12 protein-coding genes are annotated in these 21,610 nt (G+C 36.9%); 11 read left to right on the top strand and 1 reads right to left on the bottom strand.

The genetic code is table 11. From position 1 onward, the window contains the following. Positions 1-11 precede the first annotated feature (11 nt). The 5 genes from C7381_RS04875 to C7381_RS04855 all read left to right on the top strand — a co-directional run bounded on the left by C7381_RS04875 (position 12) and on the right by C7381_RS04855 (position 5,763). On the top strand, positions 12-1,652 hold the full coding sequence (locus C7381_RS04875) for a putative manganese-dependent inorganic diphosphatase (RefSeq protein ID WP_116480105.1): 1,641 nt from the start codon (positions 12-14) through the stop codon (positions 1,650-1,652). A gap of 1 nt (position 1,653) precedes the next feature. Beyond that, positions 1,654-2,436, top strand: a complete 783-nt coding sequence (locus tag C7381_RS04870; protein ID WP_116480104.1) for an ADP-ribosylglycohydrolase family protein — start codon at positions 1,654-1,656, stop codon at positions 2,434-2,436. Between the two features lie 68 nt (positions 2,437-2,504). After that, on the top strand, positions 2,505-3,707 hold the full coding sequence (locus tag C7381_RS04865; RefSeq protein ID WP_116480103.1) for an FprA family A-type flavoprotein: 1,203 nt from the start codon (positions 2,505-2,507) through the stop codon (positions 3,705-3,707). Between the two features lie 1,293 nt (positions 3,708-5,000). Then, positions 5,001-5,411, top strand: a complete 411-nt coding sequence (locus C7381_RS04860; protein WP_116480102.1) for a hypothetical protein — start codon at positions 5,001-5,003, stop codon at positions 5,409-5,411. Between the two features lie 70 nt (positions 5,412-5,481). After that, on the top strand, positions 5,482-5,763 hold the full coding sequence (locus tag C7381_RS04855; protein ID WP_116480101.1) for a glutaredoxin domain-containing protein: 282 nt from the start codon (positions 5,482-5,484) through the stop codon (positions 5,761-5,763). 612 nt (positions 5,764-6,375) lie between these two features. Here C7381_RS04855 and lpdA read toward each other — a convergent pair. After that, on the bottom strand, positions 6,376-7,773 hold the full coding sequence (gene lpdA / locus C7381_RS04850; RefSeq protein WP_116480100.1) for a dihydrolipoyl dehydrogenase: 1,398 nt from the start codon (positions 7,771-7,773) through the stop codon (positions 6,376-6,378). A gap of 513 nt (positions 7,774-8,286) precedes the next feature. On the opposite strand from lpdA, the gene C7381_RS04845 reads away from it, so the two are divergent. The 6 genes from C7381_RS04845 to C7381_RS04820 all read left to right on the top strand — a co-directional run bounded on the left by C7381_RS04845 (position 8,287) and on the right by C7381_RS04820 (position 21,447). Continuing rightward, positions 8,287-9,411, top strand: a complete 1,125-nt coding sequence (locus tag C7381_RS04845; protein ID WP_116480099.1) for an acyl-CoA dehydrogenase family protein — start codon at positions 8,287-8,289, stop codon at positions 9,409-9,411. Positions 9,412-9,419: 8 nt separating this feature from the next. Beyond that, complete coding sequence (locus C7381_RS04840; RefSeq protein ID WP_116480098.1) at positions 9,420-10,244, top strand: phosphate/phosphite/phosphonate ABC transporter substrate-binding protein; 825 nt, start codon at positions 9,420-9,422, stop codon at positions 10,242-10,244. Then, a complete protein-coding gene (locus C7381_RS04835) occupies positions 10,234-11,412 on the top strand; it encodes a cobalamin-independent methionine synthase II family protein (protein WP_116480097.1) in 1,179 nt (392 codons plus the stop codon). The genes C7381_RS04840 and C7381_RS04835 overlap by 11 nt, the downstream gene beginning before the upstream one ends. Further along, entirely contained in the window at positions 11,402-11,890 is a 489-nt protein-coding gene (locus C7381_RS04830; protein ID WP_116480096.1) for an OsmC family protein, read from the top strand. Before C7381_RS04835 ends, C7381_RS04830 begins: the two co-directional genes overlap by 11 nt. Positions 11,891-12,473: 583 nt before the next feature. Further along, a complete protein-coding gene (locus tag C7381_RS04825) occupies positions 12,474-12,806 on the top strand; it encodes a carboxymuconolactone decarboxylase family protein (protein WP_116480095.1) in 333 nt (110 codons plus the stop codon). 955 nt (positions 12,807-13,761) lie between these two features. Continuing rightward, positions 13,762-21,447, top strand: a complete 7,686-nt coding sequence (locus tag C7381_RS04820; RefSeq protein WP_165803599.1) for a S8 family serine peptidase — start codon at positions 13,762-13,764, stop codon at positions 21,445-21,447. The last annotated feature ends 163 nt before the right edge of the window (positions 21,448-21,610 follow it).

The raw sequence follows: 21,610 nt of genomic DNA, 5'->3' as shown, positions 1-21,610 counted from the left end.
TGGGTGATTTTATGGTAAAGGTATATATAACCGGGCACAAAGTTCCGGACACGGATACAATTTGTTCCGCTATTTCTTATGCGGAGTTTTTGAAAAAATCGGGCAGAGCTGAGGCTGAGCCGATAAGACTTGGAGAACTGAACAATGAAACTAAGTTTGTTTTGGAGCATTTTAATGTGGATGAACCACGTCTAAAAACTTCAATGCAACTAAAGGTGCACGATTTGGAACTCGACGAACCGACAATAATTTACAGAGATACGCCGGTAAAAAGAGCGATTGAACTTTTACAGGAGAAAAAGACACTTCTTCTTTCGATAACTGATGAGTATCACAAACTTTTGGGAGTTTTGAGCCTCTCTGATGTGACGAAGTCATATATGAATGTTTGGGACGATATGATTCTTCATCGTTCAAACACGCCTTTAAACAACATCGTCGACGTTTTGAGTGCAAAGGTTTTGAATGAAGCAAAACGTGAACTCACAGGAAAGATGGTTGTTTATGCAATGGAACCGGATGAACTTGGCGACAGAATTAAAAAAGGCGATGTCGTGATTGTTGGCGATAGGGACAATGCACAAATTGATGCAATCAAAAGAGACGTAAGTCTTATAATTGTATCGGGCGGCTACAAAATGAAAGATGAGATTTTGGAGCAAGCACGTGAAAAAAATATCAGCGTTCTTTCCACAGAACTCAACAGTTTTATGGCAGCACGTCTTCTTCCTCTTTCAATTCCGGCAGAGTTTGTTATGACAAGCGGCGAGATTAATGCTGTTAATATAAACGACACGGTTGACGAAGTGAAGGAAAAACTTGCAAAGACAAGATTCCGCTCATACCCGGTTTTGGATGACGAAGGAAAAATTGTCGGAAACCTTTCGAGATATCATTTGATTACGGGAAAACCTAAGAAACTGATTTTGGTTGACCACAACGAAAAAGCACAGTCAATCGACAATATTGATGAAGCGGAGATCATTCAAATCATCGATCACCACAGAATCGAGCCTGTTTCTACAAATTCTCCGGTGTTCTTTAGAAACGAACCGGTGGGTTCGACTGCAACAATAATAAGCAAGATGTTTTTTGAAGAAGGAATAAGACCGACAAAGGAAGTCGCAGGTCTTCTTTCATCTGCAATAATTTCTGATACACTTTACTTCAGAAGTCCGACAACCACTGATGATGACAGAAGAATGCTTGAAAGAATGGCACTCTATGCTGAAATCGAGCCGGAAGAATACGCAAATGAAATGTTTAAAGCGGGCACATCTGTCAAAGGTAAATCTGTTTCGGAACTTTTAAATATGGACGTAAAAGAATTTAAAATTATGGAAGAAAGCGTTCGCATTGCACAAATTTTTACGCTCGATAAAGAAAGCGTTTTGGAACTCAAATCCGAAATTATTTCAGAGATGAAAAAAATTAGAGAAGAGAAAGGCAACGACACATTTGTATTTGTAGTGACGGATATTTTTGATGAAAGCTCAATAGTTTTTGTTTGCGGGGAATATGGAGTCGAAATTGCGGGAGAATTTGGAGAAAAAATCGAGGAAAACGAATTTTTTGCACCGGGTCTTTTGAGCCGAAAGAAACAAATGGTTCCAAAGGTCACCGACGCAATAAAAAAAGCAAAGGAAAATTAATATGAATCTTATTTTGGGAGCGATTGCGGGAGATATTGCCGGAGAACCTTATGAGTTTGGAAACAACAGAAATCCCGATGCACCGCTTTTTACACCGCAGTCAACTTTTACAGACGACACAATTCTAACTGTTGCAGTAATGAAAATTTGTTTGTCGAATGATTTTTCAACTGAAAACATTGCGGACACGATGGCGGACTTTGCAAGGCGATATCCTTCGAGTTATGGTGTGAGATTTAGGCAGTGGATTCTCGATAAAACTCCATACGGCTCACTTGGAAACGGTGCAGCAATGAGAATTTCGCCGGTGTATTATCTTAAAAAAACACTTCCGGAAAAAATCGAAATTGCAGAGAGAATCACAAATGTGAGTCACAACCACGAAGAGAGTATAAAATGGGTGACAGCACTTGTGAGACTTGCGGAGCACTTGAAAATTGATAGAAATTTTGACATTCGGGGATTTATGAAAAATGAATACGGAACAAATCTTACGAATGTGAAATATTTGAGAGAGAATTATGAATATTCCGAAAAAATTCAAAATACAGTTCCCGAAAGCATCACAATCTTAAATGACTCGAAGAACTTTTCGGAAGTTTTGAAAAACTCGATTTCAATCGGCGGCGATGCGGACACAATTGCAGCAATTGCTGGTGGAGTTGCAGAAATTATTTATCCGATTGACACTGAAACAAAAGAGAAAGTGTTTCGAAAATTGCCGGAAGAGTTTAAGAAAATTGTAAGAGAATTTTCCGAAGAGTTCGCAACAATGAGATTATAGAGCGAAATATAATTGATAAATTTAACGAAATATGGTAAAATTTAGATAGAAAAATAAGGAGGAGCGATATGTTTTTTTATCAACAACTTGAAAATGATTTGTATAGAATTGGAGTGAACGACAGACGTACGGCGAGATTTGAAAATATGTTCCCGATGCCGGACGGAGTAAGCTACAATTCATATCTCATAAAGGATGAAAAGAAAGTTCTTTTTGATACTGTTGACGCATCTTTTATTAATGATTTTTATTCAAATTTAAACCATGCGCTTGGCGAAGACAAGCTCGACTATCTTGTAATTACTCACATGGAGCCGGACCACAGCTCAGCAATTAATATGGTTTTAAAGGATCACCCGGATTGTAAACTCGTGGGAAATAAAAAAACTTTCCAATTCTTGGAACAATTTTTCGGCGATGAATTTAAAGATAGATATTTGGAAGTTAAAAACGGAGAAACGCTTGAAATCGGAAAGAGAACACTGGAATTCATATTTGCACCGATGGTCCACTGGCCGGAAGTAATGTTTGTGTTGTCAAGCGAAGGAGAACTCTTCAGTGCTGACGCTTTCGGAACATTCGGAGCAATTGAAGGACACTACTCAAGCGACTTAATTGATATGGATAGAGCGTTTATCGACGAAGCAAGAAGATATTACATCAACATAGTCGGCAAACAAGGACGTTCTGTTATAGCTATATTAAAGAAACTTGAAGGCAAAGAAGTTAAAATGATTTTGCCTTTGCACGGCCCGATTCACAGACAAAAAGATAAAATCGAATACTTCATCGAAAAATATAAAACTTGGGGAAGCTTTGAAAGCGAAGAGGACGGAGTATTGATTGCATATTCTTCAATGTACGGAAACACAGAAGAAGCTGCGGACATGCTTGCTTATGAACTTTCTGAAAATGGCGTGAAAAACATTCACATTTACGACGTTTCAGAATACGACTACAGCTACATCATCTCCGATGCACACAAATTCTCAAACTTCGTATACACCGCAATCAACTACAACACCGATCTCTACCCGAGAATGGATGCATTCCTAAGAGAACTCGTTTGCACCGGCTTCCAAAATAGAAAAGTCTCAGTTATCACAAACATGAGCTGGGGCGGAAGAGCCGAAAAAATTGCAGAAGAAATTTTGGAAAGTTCAAAACTTGAAAAAATCGGCGAAACAATCTCTCTTAAATCGTCACTCGACGAAGAAAAAGTGGGAGAGATTAAGGAGCTCGCCAAAGCTATTGCAGATTCAATGAAATAAAATGAACAAAAAGAAAGGCTATGTCGCCTTTCTTTTTATTTGCGCGCTAATTTGCGATAAACGGTTGATTCCGTGTTTTCGTCGTTGCGACGTACTTGCCAGTACGCCTCACTCCAAAAACACTTCATACAACCGTTTCTCATCAAATTATCATCGCAAATTATATTTTATTATTTATACTATTCTGCGAGCACACTTGCGCAATCAAAAATTGAGTTTACGGCGCATCTCATCAAAATATCCACGCAAATTGGTGAGAATATTTGCGGCCCTTTTCGCGATAAACGCTTGATTCATATTTTAGTCGCTGCGACGTATTTGCCAGCACGCCTCACTCCAAAAAAGTCTCGCACGGAATTATTCTTGCTAAAATGGCGACTAACTTGCTTTTCAGAAGTTCCCAACCTGCGACGTATTTACCAATACGCCTCGGTTGGTCGCTTCTTCCAAAGCGGCGTTATTCATCCATTTTAGCGAAGAATGTGGTGTGACAAAATACCTCGGGAACACTGCGTCTCCATGGTGTTTTTTTATAGAGGTGTGTGCGCACTGCTGTAACGGTGGGTTTTGGGAACACATCATATTCATCGAACAGAAATTTTTAATTTCGCCAGGAGATGAGATAAAAAATCGTGTCGCAGCAAAGGAGGGATAATATATAGAGCATACAATGATGGGATTGATTTATGAATTGGGGTTTGTTTCGATATTTTATTAACACACCGTTGTTGTTAGAGTTGTAAATTGCATATACGAAATATATTGCGGCGGGATATAACCCGCCGTTACGTTCTGGGGAACTCACAATGATGTGTAGAATCATATGTCGTAAAAATTATACGCAAAAATAAAATTGCAAGGTTAGAATAAATTACTGTATATGAATTATTGTTGTATGTGATTACGTTGATTGTAGCGTCGGGCTACGTCCCGACGCATGAGATGTAGATAAACACACGTGTATAGGCGATATCGCAATACAAATTTTGCACGCTATCCGTAACGGCGACCGGTTTTTTTATCCATCGAACAGAAATCTATGATTTCGTCGTGAGATGAGATAAAAAGGCGTATCGCCGCCAAGATGGAAAATGTTGGGCGAAGGTTTTGGTTTCGCTCTTTTATTTGCATATCGTTGTGTTTATAAAATTATAACCCGAAACCTCATACATTTAAATTTTATATTTTATCATACTCGCCTTTAAATATTTTTATCTCGCAAAACAATATGAACAATGTTCGAAAAAGATTTTATTTGGGTATATAGATATAAATAACATTTGGAGGTGTATTATGGTTAAGAAGAGAACGCTTTTATTCATTTCGGGTATTGTGTGGATGTTTGCGGGATTCAACGTAATAAAAATTGGCATCGAAGCATATATGGACAATTTCTCAATTCTAAATGTATTTTTGTCGATTGCGGTCATGCTCATATTCTGGTTTATGGTATTTGGAAAACTTGTCGACAAGCACAACACAAGAATCAGGGCATACAAAGAAGAGAAGAAGTATTTCTGGAATTTTTTCGATGTGAAATCATTTCTCATTATGGCATTTATGATGACATTTGGAATTTTAATCAGAAAATATTCCCTTATTCCCGACTCATATATTGCATTTTTCTACACCGGACTCGGAACTGCACTTTTCGGTGCAGGCGTGAAATTTATGGTGAAATTTTTCGGATATAATAAAAATTAAGATTAGAAGATAATCTATCGGAAAACTATATAACCGAAGTCATTTGGGTATATATGTTTTGGAGGTAATTATGAAAGATTTAACACTTTTTGTTTCAAGTAAATGTCCGGACTGTCCTCCGGCAATTGAGTATGTAAAAAATTCGGGGGTTGACGTGAATATTGTCGACATAACCGATTCAATGAAAAATTTGAAGCTGTTTTTAAAATACAGAGACGTTGATCCGTATTTTGATATAACGAAAGCTGCAAACAATGTCGGCGTACCGACTTTTATGGTCGGTGACGGAGAGAAGTTCTTTTCATTTGAGGATGGGATGGATTTGAAAAAGGAAATTATGAAAGACGCCTGATTATGTAGGGCGTCTTTTTCTTATTTGCGGTCTATTTTGCGACCTGCTTGCAAACATCAATTATTTGATTGCTCGGAGTGCACTTGAGCACACCTGCGCAATCAAAAATTGAGTTTACGGCGCATCTCATCAAAATATCCACGCAAATAACGGTGGAGTTTGGCTGAAAATTAGCAAATGGTTCTTGTTTAGATATTTTATTGCGAATATAGGCGTGAAAATTATTTTTGGTTTTGGTTTGAGATTTTTTAAGGGTACCCCGTTGTTGGTGATACTACATATTCCACGTACACAAAAATGGGCGGCACCCTTCCCGCGTTCAAATACGAAATCGAAGATTTCTTTTTCATGCGGTTGGGCACAGGAAGGACTTCACAGTCCGTCCCGCTACGGCGTCATTTAAATTTTCATACATAATAATTCGCAAATAGACCGCAGATATATAATCAGTTTGCGATGATAATTTGATGAGAAACGGTTAAGATGAAGTGTTTTTGGAGTGAGGCGTACTGGCAAGTACGTCGCAGCGACTAAAATATTGAATCAAGTGTTTATCACGAAAAGACCCACAAACAACAAGAAAGGCGCAATAAGCGCCTTTCTCTATTTCTCTTATTTATTTGTGTTCGGTGTGTTAATTGATTTATCTTCAAGCATTTCAACAGCGTCTTTAAAGACTTCACTCACTGTCGGGTGTGCGTAGATCATGTCGGTCAAGTCTTCAACTGATAGATCGTTTGTCATTGCGATATTTGCAAAGTGAATCATAAAGTCTGCTTCGGCACCCAATATATGGCAGCCCAAAATTTTCTTTTTGTCCGGGCTTGCGATAATTTTTACGAATCCTTCTGTTTCAGATGCGGAGAGAGCTTTTCCGTTCGATTGATAGAGGAATTTCGATTTAATAAACTCTGTTCCTTCTTCGGTGAGTTCTTCTTCTGTTTTTCCAATCATTGCAACTTCAGGAGTTGTGTATAGAACAGATGGTACGAGATCTAAACGAATTTTCGTCTTCACATTTGAGAATTTTTCAACCAGCCAAATGCCTTGAGCTGATGCAAGGTGAGCGAGTTGTGTATTGCCGTAAATTACGTCACCGATTGCGTAAATGTTTTCAACATTTGTCATAAGATTTTCGTCGACAACGAGTCCGCCTTTTTCGGTTTTAAGTCCTGCTGCTTCTGTGTTTAAACCGTCAGTGTTGCAAGATCTTCCGAGTGCGACAAGTACATATTCAGCGTTGTATTCTTTTTCCTTGTCTTTGCCGGTCATTTTTGTTGTGACTTTCAAAAGGTCGCCGTCTTGTTCAATTTTTTGTGCACGTTGCTTTACTTCAAATTTTAGCGTGTCGGATTTTAAAACACTTTTAAGTCTCTTTTGAACTTCACCGTCAGAAACTTTGAAAACATTGTTTCCGATAACTGTTACATCAGTTCCGAAAATGCTATAGATTGAGGCAAATTCAAGACCAATGACACCTGTTCCAATGACAATCATGGACTTTGGAATTTCCTTAAGGTTTAAAAGATCTGTCGAACTTAAAACGTTTGGAAGCTCTTTTCCCGGAAGCGGATTCATATCTTTTGATCCGGTTGCAACAATGCATTTGTCGAATGTTAGCTCTTCTTCGCCACCTTCATTTTTCTTAACAATAACAGTTTTGCTGTCTTTAAAAGATGCAAAGCCCTTTATATATGTCAGGTTCGGATAACCTTTGAAAAGGAAATCGATTCCATCTTGAAGTGACTTTACAACTTTTTTCTTTCTTTCGTAAATAACTTCTTCATTTAACTTGTAGCCTTCGACTTCGATGCCGAATTCTTCGCTTCTTTTAATATCTTTATATAAACTTGCAATTTTGACGAGTGTTTTTGTCGGAATACATCCGATATTTAAACAAGTTCCGCCAAGTTCGCCTTTTTCAACAAGTGTAACATCGTGACCCAATTGAGCTGCACGAATTGCAGTTTCATAACCTCCTGGGCCTGCACCTATGATTAATAGTTTCATGTAAAAACCTCCCTTACTATTCTTATTATATTATAACAACAAAACTCAGTTCCTTCAATAGGAAATGTGGTGTGAGTTTCTAGAATTTTGTGTTAGAAAAAACATTAAAATATATTATCTATTGTAATTTATAATTATATTAATGTTTTTAATTATATATATATTTTGATGAGTTTAAAAATTTACTTGCCAATATAACTGCAAAAGAAATATTTTCAAGTAAAAATATAAAAATAATATTAAATTTGATGTGAAAAAAATCTTTGGAAATATTTTTATTTAGATTATATTATTTTTGAGATTGAATGTTGGTTATATAAATGTTTATATGATTTATAAATTAATATTATAATAAAATTTAATTTAATTAATAAATTATTAAAAGCTTAAAATTAAAATTATCATTATAGAGTTTATAAATAAAAATCTGAAAAACGATTGAAATTTTCTATTGGATATTGATAAATCGTTGTGATATACTTGAAATATAAGCTATTAAAGGAGGTTTATATTATGAATTCATACGAAAGAGCAAGAGAATTCGCGAAAAAATATGTGGATCCGATTGCGACAAAAATTGATGAAGAAGCAAGATTTCCAAAAGAAATTTTTGACAAATTAGGAGAAGAAGGATTTTTTAAATTAATGATCCCAAAGGAAATGGGAGGAGAAGGCGGTACAATTAAAGACCACTCACAAGTTTGCCAAGGTTTAGCAGAAAGCTGTGCAACAGTCGGTCTCTGCTATATGATGCACAATGTTGCACTTATGTGTATCTTAGGACAAGGTTCAGAAGAACTTAAGAAAAAAATTGTAGGCGAAGTTATTAATGAAAGAAAATTCTGTGCACTCGCATACAGTGAACTTGGAACAGGAACGCACTTCTATAAACCGGAACTTAATATTAAACACCTTGACGGAGAAGCTGTTATCAGCGGTAAAAAGTCAATGGTTACATCTGCAGAATATGCAAGCTATTATTTAGTTTTGGCTCCTTCAAAGAAGGAAGGCGAAATCGACAACTGGGTAGTTCCACTCGGAAGCGAAGGCTTGAAATTCGAAATGGAAAATTGGCACGGTATGGGAATGAGAGGAAATGCTTCATGCCCAATGGAATTAAACGATGTACATCTCGATGAATTATACAAAATCGGCGAATGGGGAAGCGGACTTGGTCAAGTATTCTCAATTGTTGCACCGTTCTTTATTCTCGGTCTTGCAAGTGTTTACTCCGGACTTGGACGTGCAATTTCAAGAGCTGCAGTTGAACATGCAACAGCAAGAAAATATCCTGACGGATCAAGCCTTGCAAATATTGAAACAGTTCAAATTCACCTTGCAAAAATTTACAACCGTGTAAATGCAGCAGCAGCACTTACAGCTCACGCAGCAGATAAAGCTGTTAGAGGTGATGCAGATGCAGTTGTTGATATTATTGCAGCAAGAATCGCAGCAAGTGAAGCAGCAATTGAGACATCAATCGACGCAATGAGAGTTGGCGGCGGAAAAGCTTATAACAAATCAGGTCCGCTCGAAAGACTCATGAGAGACGCATACGCAAGCCAAATCATGGCACCGTCAGTTGACGTTTTGACCATTTGGCTCGGAAAACTCATTACAGATCAACCGATTCCATAGGTGATATTATGACAAATAAAATTAGAGTTGGTGCAGTTATATACGATCCGAAGGTTACAATTATTTGGGATATGATCCACAAGTTCTTTATTGAACGTGGCATGGATGTTGAAGGTGTTTATTTCAAAGATTATGATTTGCAAGTTGATGCAGTTGTAAACGGCGACATAGACATCGCATGGAACAGTCCGCTCGCATGGCTTCAAACTCAAATAAGAACAAAAGGCGAAAGTGAAAATGGTCCAATGAGAGATACCGACCAAGACAGAAAGACTATTTGTCTAGTCAGAAAAGGTGGAGATATTAAATCCTTTGAAGACTTAAAAGGCAAAAAAATTGGTTTCGGTGCTTTCGACAGCCCGCAAGCAAGACTCATTCCAATCTACTATTTAAAGACTAAGGGTCTCGAATATGGAAAGGATTATGAAGAAGTCAGATTTGACAAGGGAGTTGGTCTAAACGGCGACCACGTCGGAGGAGAACTCGATGCTGTTAAAGCCCTTGAAAACGGAGACGTTGACTGCGCTTTCACAATCGACTTAAACTACAACGCTTGGACAAACGACGGCACGATTGACAAAAATCAATTGGAAGTTTTGGGCGAAACACCACACTTCGACCACTGTATTTTCTCAGCAAGAATAGGATTCCCAAGTGAAGATTTTAAAGATTGGTCAAAAATCCTTTTCACAATGGATTACAACGATCCTGAACATAAGAAAATTATGGACATGGAAGGACTCAAAGAATGGGTTCCGGGTCGCACAACAGGTTTCGAACAAATAACAAATGCGGAAAAGTATTTAGACTTTTTCGGGAAATATCGTGACTAAATCGTTTTCAACCTCACTTATTGGAAGCATGCCAAGAAACGATGAGATTTTAAGAGCCCTTAGGAAGAGATCCAAGGGCTCTATAAGTGAGGCGGAGTTTTTAAATATCATCGATGGCGAAGAAGATGAAGTTGTAAAGCTTCAAGAAAAAAACAATATCACATATATTTCATCGGGCGAGCTATCAAGAGACAACTATGTTTCATTCATTGCAACTAAGCTTGCCGGAGTCAGAATGATGTCTATGGCTGAAATGCTAGACTATGTCGAAGACAAAAAGGCATTTGAAGAAATTTTGTCGATCTTAGATGTTCCTGCAATAAGTATAAAAAATGCAATTTGTGAAGGAAAAATTTCTAGAAGGACAAATATTGTTTGCGATGAATTAAAAAGACTTAAAAAGAGAACGGATAAAAAAGTTAAGATTACTCTTCCGGGGCCTTATCTTGTGACTCGTTCAATGTGGCTTCCGGCACTATCGAAAAACGGATATGATTCGAAAGAGGAACTCGGCGAAGATGTCATAAAGATTTATGCTGAAGAAATCAAGGAACTTCAAGAAATCGGAGTGGATATAATCCAATTTGACGAACCGGTTTTGACAGAAGTTGTTTTCACTGAAGGAAAACCTCGAACATTTATGTGTGCTGCACTGTCCGAAAAGAAAGACCCGACCCAGGAACTCGAATTTGCTACGCATCTTATAAAATCATGTATGGCAAAAATCGACAGAACAAAATCGATGAGAGCACTCCACGTTTGCCGTGGAAACTGGTCGAAAGATGAATCGATTCTTCTTTCCGGACCATACACGCCGCTTATAAAGCTCTTTGAAAACATCGACACTGATGCTTTGATGCTCGAATTTTCAACGAAAAGAGCAGGAGAGCTTTCGAGTCTTTTCGAATCAAAAAAGATAAGAGAAGAAATCATTTTGGGACTCGGAGTAATAAATCCGAGAACAGATGTTATTGAAAAGCATGAAGACATGATTGAAAGAGCTGAAGAAGCACTTCGATTTACATCGAAAGAAAGACTATTTTTAAATCCTGATTGCGGATTTGCCACATTCTCAAACAGACCTGTGAACACTCTGGAAATAATAGATAAAAAACTCAGCGAACTTCAGACAGCGGTAAAATATTTGGAAGAAAAATATGACAAGTAAGGAAATATTTGACAGCTCAAAAGAGGCGGAAGTTTTCGATTTTACAATGCGAACAACTTCGAACGATCTTAAAAGAGTTAACACATACGGAGATGCAAGCTATATATCGACTGATCAAGAGCTTCCGTATGACAACGAAAAAGACGAGCTCTCAAGCGTTGAAATTTTTGTTGCGGGAATTATGGAATCGATGATTCTTACAATTATCCGCGAAGCGAAAATTGCTCGAGCGGAACTCGATGAAATCGAGGGAAGAGCAAGCGTTCGCGTGACAAATCCGCTTCGTACTTTGAAAGTTGTGGGAATAGAGGAAACGCCTGAAATAGAAAAGATAAAAATTAAAATTTATTACTACATCGACGACTTCACACATGAAGAAGGCGAGAAATTTATGAGAAAAGCAATTGAACGAGACCCGGTCTATCAAGGAGTGAAAGAAGGCTTTGAGATAGATGTGGAGTTTTTATTTCAACTATAATGGGGGTTATTTGCGGTTATTTTCGCGATAAACGCTTGATTCAATATTTCAGTCGCTGCGACGTACTTGTCAGTACGCCTCACTCCTAAAATATTTCATCTTAAGCGTTTCTCATCGAAAATTCCTCGCAAATTATGGTGTATATATAGGAACCGGAAATCATCGGTTCCTTTTTTGTTTGTGAGGTAATTTGCGGTCTATTTTGCAAATGGTTTTTGTATAAAATTGAAAACACCGCCGTAGCGGGATGGCATACGTTACGACGTAAGGAGTGACAATGTCCTCCCGCCATATTTGACGTTCGATTTTTGTGGAAACCAAAACAACAATGTTGTGTCAATAAAATATCGAACAAAAAATCAATTTCATATTCAAATTCACCCATCATGGTGCATTTTCCGGAACGTAACAGCGAATAATTGTATGAATTTAAAATCTTCATATTATATAGCTATAAGAAAAAATAATAAGTATAAGGAACTCTATTCATAATTCGAATAGAGATTGTTTAGATGTGTTTAAAAAAGGTTTGGGGGTATAATAATATTGGATAAAAAATCCGAGAAAATCTAAGGAGGAAATTATGAGTTATATTGACGAAAGAAAAGAAAACGGAGAAATGAATAAAGAACTTGTAAAATCAGCACCGGAAATAATGAAAGCATTTGGAGATCTTCACGCTGAATATTCAAAAGAAAGCGCAACGACACTTGTTGAAAAAGAAATGGTTGCACTCGGCATCTCCATCACAATAAAATGCATCCCATGCATGCTCGCACACATCACAAGCTTTAAAAAAGCAGGCGGCACAAGAGAACAACTTGTTGACGTAATAAAAACATGTATTTTAATGAACGGCGGACCGGGAACGGCATATGGTGCGAAGGCACTAAAGATGTACGACGAATTGGATTAAGAAGAATTGGAGCTGGCGATTGCCGGTTCTTTTTTTGTTGTTTGCGGTTATTTTCGCGATAAACGCTTGATTCAATATTTTAGGAGTGAGACGTACTTGCCAGTACGTCTCACTCCTAAAATATTTCATCTAAGCGTTTCTCATCGAAAATTCCTCGCAAACTGGGAAGGCGTTTGCGGATTTGTTAAATTGAAGGATAGATCGTCGTGGGAAATGATTGTTGGCGATATTTTGGTTTGATATTTTAATGGCGATGCGTTGTTGGTGGGGTTGTAAATTGTACGGGCGTGATATATGGCGTGAGGACATCGTTGTTCCTTACGTCACAACGTATGCCGTCACGCTACAACGCGTTTGCGAATGTATGCAATTGTAAAATATTTCGGCGTGGAATGTATTTGTGTTGGTATTTTTGGTTTGATATTTTAATGGCGATGCGTTGTTGTTGGGTTTGTAAATTGTACAGGTGTGATATATGGCGTGAGGACATCGTTGTTCCTTACGTCACAACGTATGCCGTCACGCTACAACGCGTTTGCGAATGTATGCAATTGTAAAATATTTCAGCGTGGAATGTATTTGCATTGGTATTTCTTATTTTATGACACCCACACCAACAATTCCACCCAAAACCACAATCCATAATTTAAAATAAAACATCCATATTTTACATCAATTATTTTATTTTGATTTTCGTTTTACAAAGTTTTCAAGAATCAATTAGTTTTAAGTTTAAAATAAAATTTCTAACTATATTTTATATGATTTTTTTAAATTCTTTTATAAAGGTGTTGATTTTTATCTCGTATTTATGTTACAATATGGTTACGAAGCGATTAATAGATTAATCGCTGATTCGGGGTTTTCTTGCGTATTCCATTTTAACACACTAAATAAAAACAATAATGAATTTTTAAAATTATTTTGCCCCGAAAAAATTTCTAGGAGGTTTTTTATGAGTAAGAAATTTATTTCAATTTTGCTCTCAGTAATGATGGTACTAAGTGTCTTTACAGGCTTTAGCACTATTGTGAGGGCAGAAGAAAGGAATGAGTACATCATCAATGTTGACGTTGAAAAGCTTGTTCCCGGATTTGAAAAAGCGTACACCGGCCAAAACTATGATTTGGCAGTCAAACTCTCAGACGAAGCTCTTGATAAGTTCGAAGAACTTTTAAAAGAGGAGCTTCCAAAGGTTGAGGTTTTTGACAGAATTGAACTTTTGGTTCCTGCATTAGTCGCAAGGATGAATGTTGAAGAACTTGAAAGTGCAAAAAAGTTATCTAATGTAATAGAAGTATTTGAAAATTATACGATTAATGAATCTGATATCGTTCGTTCAAATATGGCTGTTTTCCAAAGCAGAAGTGTTATGGATGAATCAATCAGCATGGTTAATTCAAATGATTTAATTGGAAATGACGATACTTTCCAACAAAAGTACGACGGTAGAGGAAGAGTTCTCGCAATTATCGACAGTAACATGGATCCTACTCACAGTGCTTTTTATTTGTCACCGGGTGTTAGACCTAGACTTGCAAAGCTTGACATCAACAATTTCTTAAACGGTGGAAAGCTTTCAATCAAGGACAATTCTGCTGATAAAAAATTATATGAAGATATTTATCGTTCTGAAAAGATTCCTTTCGGATGGAATTATAATACAAACAATAAGGATTTGAATCCGGAAAAGGAAAAGGCTGCTCACGGTCAACACGTCAGCGGTACTGTTGCCGGAAACAAATTTGATATAAGCGGAAAGACATGGAGAGGTGTTGCTCCTGAAGCACAACTTCTCATGATGAACGTTATGAAACAAGGTTCAACATCATCCAATATCTACATCAGAGCAATGCAAGACGCAATTGTTATGGGTGCAGATGCTGTTAACATGAGTTTAGGTTCAACAAAAGGTCTTCCGGGTCAAGCTGATGGTCTTGTAGGAAAGGCTATTAACAATGGTTATGCAGCTGACACAAACTTTGTTATCGCAGCAGGTAACGAAGGGGAATATCAAGGAAAGTTAAACATAGACAATCCTGATTTTGGTACAATGGCTGCACCGGGTATTGCAACAAATGCAATCACTGTTGCATCACTCGAAAACAAGACAATGTATGTTCCTTTAATTACTTTTGAAGGAAATAAATATATTTTCCAAACAGGCGGCGATTTAAGATTCGAACCTAAGGATTATGAATTTGTAGATTGTGGTCTTGGTAAAAAAGAAGATTTTGAAGGAAAAGATTTAACAGGAAAAGTTGCTCTCATGAAAAGAGGCGGCATCACTTTCAACGAAAAAGTTTTAAACGCACAAGCTGCAAAAGCTGAAGGCGCAATTGTATACAACAATGTTGAAGGTCAACTCTACATGAGTGTTAAAGGAAACAGCATTCCTGCAATTTCAATTGAACTAGCAACCGCTGAAAAGATGCTTGCAAGTAGTACAAAGACTGTTAATATTAAAATGGATCCACAAGAAACGGCAAACCCTGCTTTTGGTGAATTAAGTTCTTTCACAAACTGGGGTCTTTCAATCGGCGGATATATGAAACCGGACATTACAGCTCCTGGTGGACACATTTATTCAACACAAACAATGGGCGATACATTCGGCGACATGAGCGGTACATCAATGGCTACACCACACGTAACAGGTGGAGTCGGTATCATTCGTGACCGTTTGGACGACATGATGTTTGCAGGAGAAACACATAAGGCAGCTCTTACAAAGACAATTCTTATGAACTCTGCAGTTCCACATGTTGACCCGAAGACAAAAGCAACAACATCCCCACGTCGTCAAGGCGCAGGTGTTATGAATCTTAAAAAAGCAACAGAACTCGATTTCACAGCTGTTGACAAAGATACAAAAATTGCATCTAAATTTGTTGGAAATGTTGATGACAAGATTACTTTAAATCTTCTTGTACACAACTATTCATCAAATGTAAAGGAACTCACACCGTCAGTTCAAGCTACAATTGAAGCAAAAGATGGCAAGACTCTTCTTCTAAGACCGGACGAACTTTTCTCTGAAACTTACGAAGACAAGAAGTTCACAGTTCCTGCACAAACAGAACAAGAATTCTCAATCACATTCCCGATTGAACACATGGAAAAGGTTAAAGACTTTACAAACGGTGCTTTCGTTGAAGGATTCCTTCACTTAAGAGACCAAAACGGCATGGAAATTTCATTCCCGTTCGTTTCATTTAAAGGTAGCTATGACAGCATTCCATCAATCGAAAAACCTGTTTACGATTTTGATTTCACAACTGAAAAACCGATGTATTGGAATTTGAAGACAAGAAATCATGAATGGTTCAGATATTCAACACATATCGAAACAAACTATGGAACATACAAAGATGAAAAGGGTAAAACCTACAACAATATCGTTATTGCAGGTATTAAAAACTTTGAAGAAATAGACGCAAACAAGAATACGGACAAAGAACCGGCTCCTGAATTTGAACCGATTGTAATTTCTCCGAATGCTGATAATTATCAAGACGTATTGGGCATCAATATGGTTATGGTTAGAACAGCTACAGTTAAAGCTTCTATAATCGACTCAGAAGGAAAATCAACAGATTATCCTATCGGATTGAAATATACAAACATTTCAACTGATCCGGACAACGACAAAAACAGAGAACAATATCTCGGTTTCACATCTCCGGGTGCAGTTCCACTAAAGGACTTCAAAGACGGAGAATATACTTTAAGGCTTACAGCAGCTGCTACAAAGGCTCCAAAGGAAAGTTATCCTGAAACTTACAGAGACATCAAGTTTACTATTGATACAGTAGCTCCACAATTTGAAAATGCTTTCTATGATGAAGCTACAAGAACTCTCACATTTGATATCAAAGAAGAAGGTTCAGGCGTAAGAGATTTTAAGATTGACGCAAATGAAAAGGCTATTGACTTCACAAGAGAAGGAAATAAAGTTACAGTTGTAATTCCTGAAGGAAAAGAACTTTCAGATGTAAATATTTACGCAATCGACAATGGACACAATATCAAGAATGCAACAGCTGAAATGCTCGTATTCAAAGATATGTTCGGAAAACTTGACGTTGAAGTAAAACAAACAGGAACAGAAGCTTTAAATCTCGAATATAAGGTTGTAGACGAAGCAGGTAAGGAAGTTAAAAACACTGAAAACCTCAAGTTTGGAAAATACAAACTCATCGTTACAAACTATTCAAATAAATTCGAACTAAAAGGCGAAAGTGAAATTCCGTTTGAAATTTCAAAAGAAAACAAAGAACACAAAATTGTTCTTGAATTTACAGCAATTCCAACAGGAAGAATCACAATTAAAGTCGCATCAAAAGACAATCTTGAATGGGCTGACTTTACACTTCTCGCAAAGAATGTTAAGACCGGAAAAGTTTTCGGATTCGTTCAAGACGAAGGAATTTACGACAAATATTTTGACGCAGATCTTCCATACGGCGACTATGAATTTTATGCAGAATTTAAACCTGGAAAAGACGGTTACACCATTACATTCGGCGAAGATATGCCATTTACAGTAAATAGTTCTACAAACTATTCAACTATTACTGCAAATATCAAGAGAGCAGATTTCTATAAAGTTCACATCACAACTGAAGGGACTCAAAGTCAAGTAAAATATCTTGCAAAGGATTCAAAGAACGGTTCAATCGTTGAACTCGACGAACTTGCTGAAGGCACATGGATGATATTCCCTGAAAAAATGCCGGAAGGAATGTTTGTTGAAAAGCCTTATGAATATGTAACACTTTCACAAGAAAAACCTGAAGCAAATGTAACATTTACATTTGAAGAAATTGGTGATAAAAAGTTTGCATTCACAATCAAAGACAACTATGAAAAAGCTGATTATTACATCTGCGATTTCTACAAATGGATTGGTAAAGAAGGAAAAGTTTACGACTATACAGAAGGTATGGAACTTACACCGGGAACATACTTTGTTGAAGCTATTGCTGACAAAGAAAGATTCGGTGAAACAACTATCACAATTGACAATCAAAGCTATGCTCAAACATCAAGAACATTCAGATCTACAACAGATCCTGTAGAAGTTGAATTCAATTGGATTAAATACGCTGACTCAGATAAGATGAGCGAAGGTGCTATATTTGTTAACGATGACAATCTTCCGGCAGATTTGAAAAAAGCTTCATACGAATATGTACTCACAGGAACAAAGGGCGAACCTATCAAGAAGACATATATCAAGACAGGATTCAGCACATGGTTTGTCGATCTCCCATACGATTACTATCAAGCAGAAGTTAAGGGAATTCCTGAAGGCTATACAGTAAATAAAAAAGAATTCATTGTAAACAGCAAAGAATTCCAAGTTGAATTCGTAGTTATTCCTGTTGGAGCACCGGAAGAAAAAGTTTCTATAGATGTTAAATTTATGAAAGACGGCACTGAAGTTACACCTGTAACATTTATGCTTGATGATCAAGAATTTAAAAACGGAACAATTGAAGTCGCACCGGGAACATATGATGTTGAAATCGTAGATCCTACAGGACTTGTACCGACAGAAGAATTTGAAACAGTTACAATTGAAAAAGATACAAAGAATTTGACAATTGAACTAAAAGAAGGAAAAGCTGCTCCACAAGGAGAAGGAACCCTTAAGTTCGAAGTTTATGAATCAGACGGCACAAAAGAAACTAAATTAAATACATTCATGATGGCTTATGCAAATAGCGAAATCCTCATGAACAATGAAGAAAAAGCTCTTCCATATGGAAAATACGACGTTAAACTTTCCTCAACATGGAATATGCAAGGCAAATATGACGAAGCAAAGTCAAAGATAAGCGATACAGTAACTTTGAGCGATGCAAACAAAAATGCAGTTGTTAAATTTGTTGTCGTATTAAAGAATGCAACACCGGGACCGGATCCGCAAAATCCTACAAAAGGTAAAGCAAGTTGGGATATCAACTATACAGGATCAAGAACGGGACTCAAATTCTTTGAACAAGTTAAACTCTACAAAGTTGTAGACGGAAAAGATGAAGAAGTTAAACTAAGTTTCGCACAAGAATACAAACATGGAGCAATTGACCTTGAATATGGCAAATATGCTTATGTATTGAATGACTTGTCAGATTATTTGAAAGTTAATGTAAAGAACAAGAGAATTGAATTTACACTTGACAAAGAACATCCGACATTCAATGCAGTATTTGAAATAGAAGACAAAAAAGAAGTTCAACAAGTTGAAGTAAGAATCCCTAAGGATGCAAAAGAAAGCTTGAACGATTACAAAATCACAGTTTTCGACATGAATGGAAAAGAAGTTGAAGGCGTAAAGATGACTGAAAAGGGATTTGAATTCCCGGCAATTTCAGGCGTAGATTATGAACTTAGACTTGACGGCACAAAATATGCTTACTATCCAAACATCATCAATGCATATCCAAGCCCAACATTCGCAAAATATATCAACATTGTTGCACCGCTTATTTTAAAGGTAAATTCACTTGCAGGTGAAAGAAAAGTTGAAGCTGACTACGCAGTTTATGCAAAGACAAACTACGGAGTCACATATGTAACTGACCTCAAGAAAGTTCCATATATCGGAAACGGCAACCAACTTTACCAAGTAAAATTCCTCGGATGCGAACAAGGATATAAACTTAAAGATGAAGAAATCAAAGAATTTACAGTAACTGAATATTCAAAACAAGAACTCACATTCAATTTTGAACGTGACGAAAGTGTTGAATTAATCAATAAAGAAGAATTAAAGAAACTCGTCGCTGAATATGACGAAATCATAAATTCAGAAAGCTACAAAAATGCTGATGAAAACTTGAAGAAAGCATACGACGATGCAATTCTTGAAGCAAAAGCTGAACTTAAAAAATCAGTAACAACACAAGTTGCAGTTGATAAACTTGTAGAAAAAGTTACTGAAACAAGAGATGCTATAATCGGAAGCAAAGTTGAAGTTGTAAAAGAAGAACTCAAAAAACTAATTGACGAATCTGAAGAAATCAAAAAATCAGACAGATACAACTATGACACTGAAGAAGACAAGAAAGCATACGACGTTGCAATTGAAAATGGTAAAAAAGTTTATGAAGACGAAAACGCAATTGAAAAAGATGTAAACAAAGCAATCACTGACATCAAAGCTGCTCTAAAGAACCTCGACGGAGTTCACGAAGCAGATAAGACTGAACTCAAAAAACTTTTGGCAGACTACAATGAAGTACGCCATTCAGACAAATTCATCTATGCTACTGCTGAAGAAAGAGACGCATACGAAACAGCAATCGTTGACGGAACAAATATTGCTAACAAGAGAGAAGCAACACAAGAAGAAGTTGACAAAGCTGTAGAAGAAATCAAGAGAACTTACGAAAAATTAAGTGGCGTTGTAATAGAATATGTTACAGTCACATTTGATCCGGACAATGGCGAAAAACCATGGACTTCTGAAATCGAAAGCGGCAAGACAATCGAAGAGCCTGCAGCACCGACAAAAGAAGGATATGAATTCAAGGGTTGGGCTCTAAACGGTGAAGCATTTGATTTCAAATCAATCATCACAACAGACCTAACACTCAAAGCTGTTTGGGAAGAAATCGTAGTAGAACCTACAGAGTTCACATTCGACGACATGTTCTACAGTGGACAATTCGACCACTTGAGAAGAGACATTGAAATTGGTTGGATGAGATACAGATACGGCATCGATCTAACAAAGAAAATGTTAAGAGATGCAGACGACCAAAGAACTACACTGGATGCATATATCGACCACGAACGTCCAACAGTTGTGCTCTTGGGAGACATCACCTCATTCAAAGCAAAGAAAATGTGGAAAGACGTTCTCGATATGGAAGAAAAAGATTTCAACCTCGTAAACGGCATCACAACAGGAACAAAATGGCAATTGAACAGACTTCTTAAATCAAGAGAATTCAAAGGTCAAGACAAATACTTTGCAAGAAATGCAGGAACGATCCACTTGGTTGCACCGATTGCAAAACCGGCAATGTTCATTCTCGACAAAGACGGAAGACTCATGAACTATGGCGAATTTGATATCGAACTTATGAAGAAAATGGTTGAAAAAGCTCAAAATGCAGTTGCAATTCCAGTTGCAGATGAAAATAATGCAGAAAAAACATTTGATTCATATAGCAAAATGGGTCTTTATGAAGGATTAAGTGACCTTGAACTTGAAAGAACTAAGAAATTGTTTGGAAAAGAAATCGATGACAAACTTGTAATAAACAATAACCACAATCTTGTAAGATTTGAAAAAATCAATCGCACAGAAAAAATGACAGTTGTTCTCTTCGGAAATTATAAAAATAAAGATAGAGAAGAAATGTTTGAAGATTCAAAAGCTCTCATCGATGAAGGTTTCAATGTTAAATTGGGCCTTGTCGATGGAACAAGATGGGATTTTGAAAGAATGATTAAAGATCATAATCTAAGAAATTACAACAACAACTTGTTTAGAGGTGCTCTAAGCTTGAGAACATTCACAGGTCTAAAGGGTAATGCAGGAATTCTCCTCGATAATGAAGGAAAAGTAATCTGCGTATTCGAATACAACAACATTAATCAAGTAAGAGAAATGCTTAATAAGTAAGGATTATTAAAAGACGCCTAGTTTTTAACTAGGCGTTTTTTAATGGCTCTATAATATCTATGGGGGAGTAAAACCCTCCATAGATATTTTTATGTAAAAAAATTGCACTTATACGCAAAACATCCTATACTAAAAATAGAAACAACAAGTAAGGAGGTGCATA

The organism is Ezakiella coagulans (assembly GCF_003096635.1).
Lineage (GTDB): Bacteria > Bacillota > Clostridia > Tissierellales > Peptoniphilaceae > Ezakiella > Ezakiella coagulans.
The sequence above is the reverse complement of the archived record's forward strand: the minus strand, read 5'-3'. Positions and strand labels throughout refer to the sequence as shown.

What these genes read in the sequence shown, in the direction of transcription:
- C7381_RS04875 (WP_116480105.1), top strand. Translation starts at nt 12, where the DNA reads ATGGTAAAGGTATATATAACCGGGCACAAAGTTCCGGACACGGATACA.
- C7381_RS04870 (WP_116480104.1), top strand. Translation starts at nt 1,654, where the DNA reads ATGAATCTTATTTTGGGAGCGATTGCGGGAGATATTGCCGGAGAACCT.
- C7381_RS04865 (WP_116480103.1), top strand. Translation starts at nt 2,505, where the DNA reads ATGTTTTTTTATCAACAACTTGAAAATGATTTGTATAGAATTGGAGTG.
- C7381_RS04860 (WP_116480102.1), top strand. Translation starts at nt 5,001, where the DNA reads ATGGTTAAGAAGAGAACGCTTTTATTCATTTCGGGTATTGTGTGGATG.
- C7381_RS04855 (WP_116480101.1), top strand. Translation starts at nt 5,482, where the DNA reads ATGAAAGATTTAACACTTTTTGTTTCAAGTAAATGTCCGGACTGTCCT.
- lpdA (WP_116480100.1), bottom strand. Translation starts at nt 7,773, where the DNA reads ATGAAACTATTAATCATAGGTGCAGGCCCAGGAGGTTATGAAACTGCA.
- C7381_RS04845 (WP_116480099.1), top strand. Translation starts at nt 8,287, where the DNA reads ATGAATTCATACGAAAGAGCAAGAGAATTCGCGAAAAAATATGTGGAT.
- C7381_RS04840 (WP_116480098.1), top strand. Translation starts at nt 9,420, where the DNA reads ATGACAAATAAAATTAGAGTTGGTGCAGTTATATACGATCCGAAGGTT.
- C7381_RS04830 (WP_116480096.1), top strand. Translation starts at nt 11,402, where the DNA reads ATGACAAGTAAGGAAATATTTGACAGCTCAAAAGAGGCGGAAGTTTTC.
- C7381_RS04825 (WP_116480095.1), top strand. Translation starts at nt 12,474, where the DNA reads ATGAGTTATATTGACGAAAGAAAAGAAAACGGAGAAATGAATAAAGAA.
- C7381_RS04820 (WP_165803599.1), top strand. Translation starts at nt 13,762, where the DNA reads ATGAGTAAGAAATTTATTTCAATTTTGCTCTCAGTAATGATGGTACTA.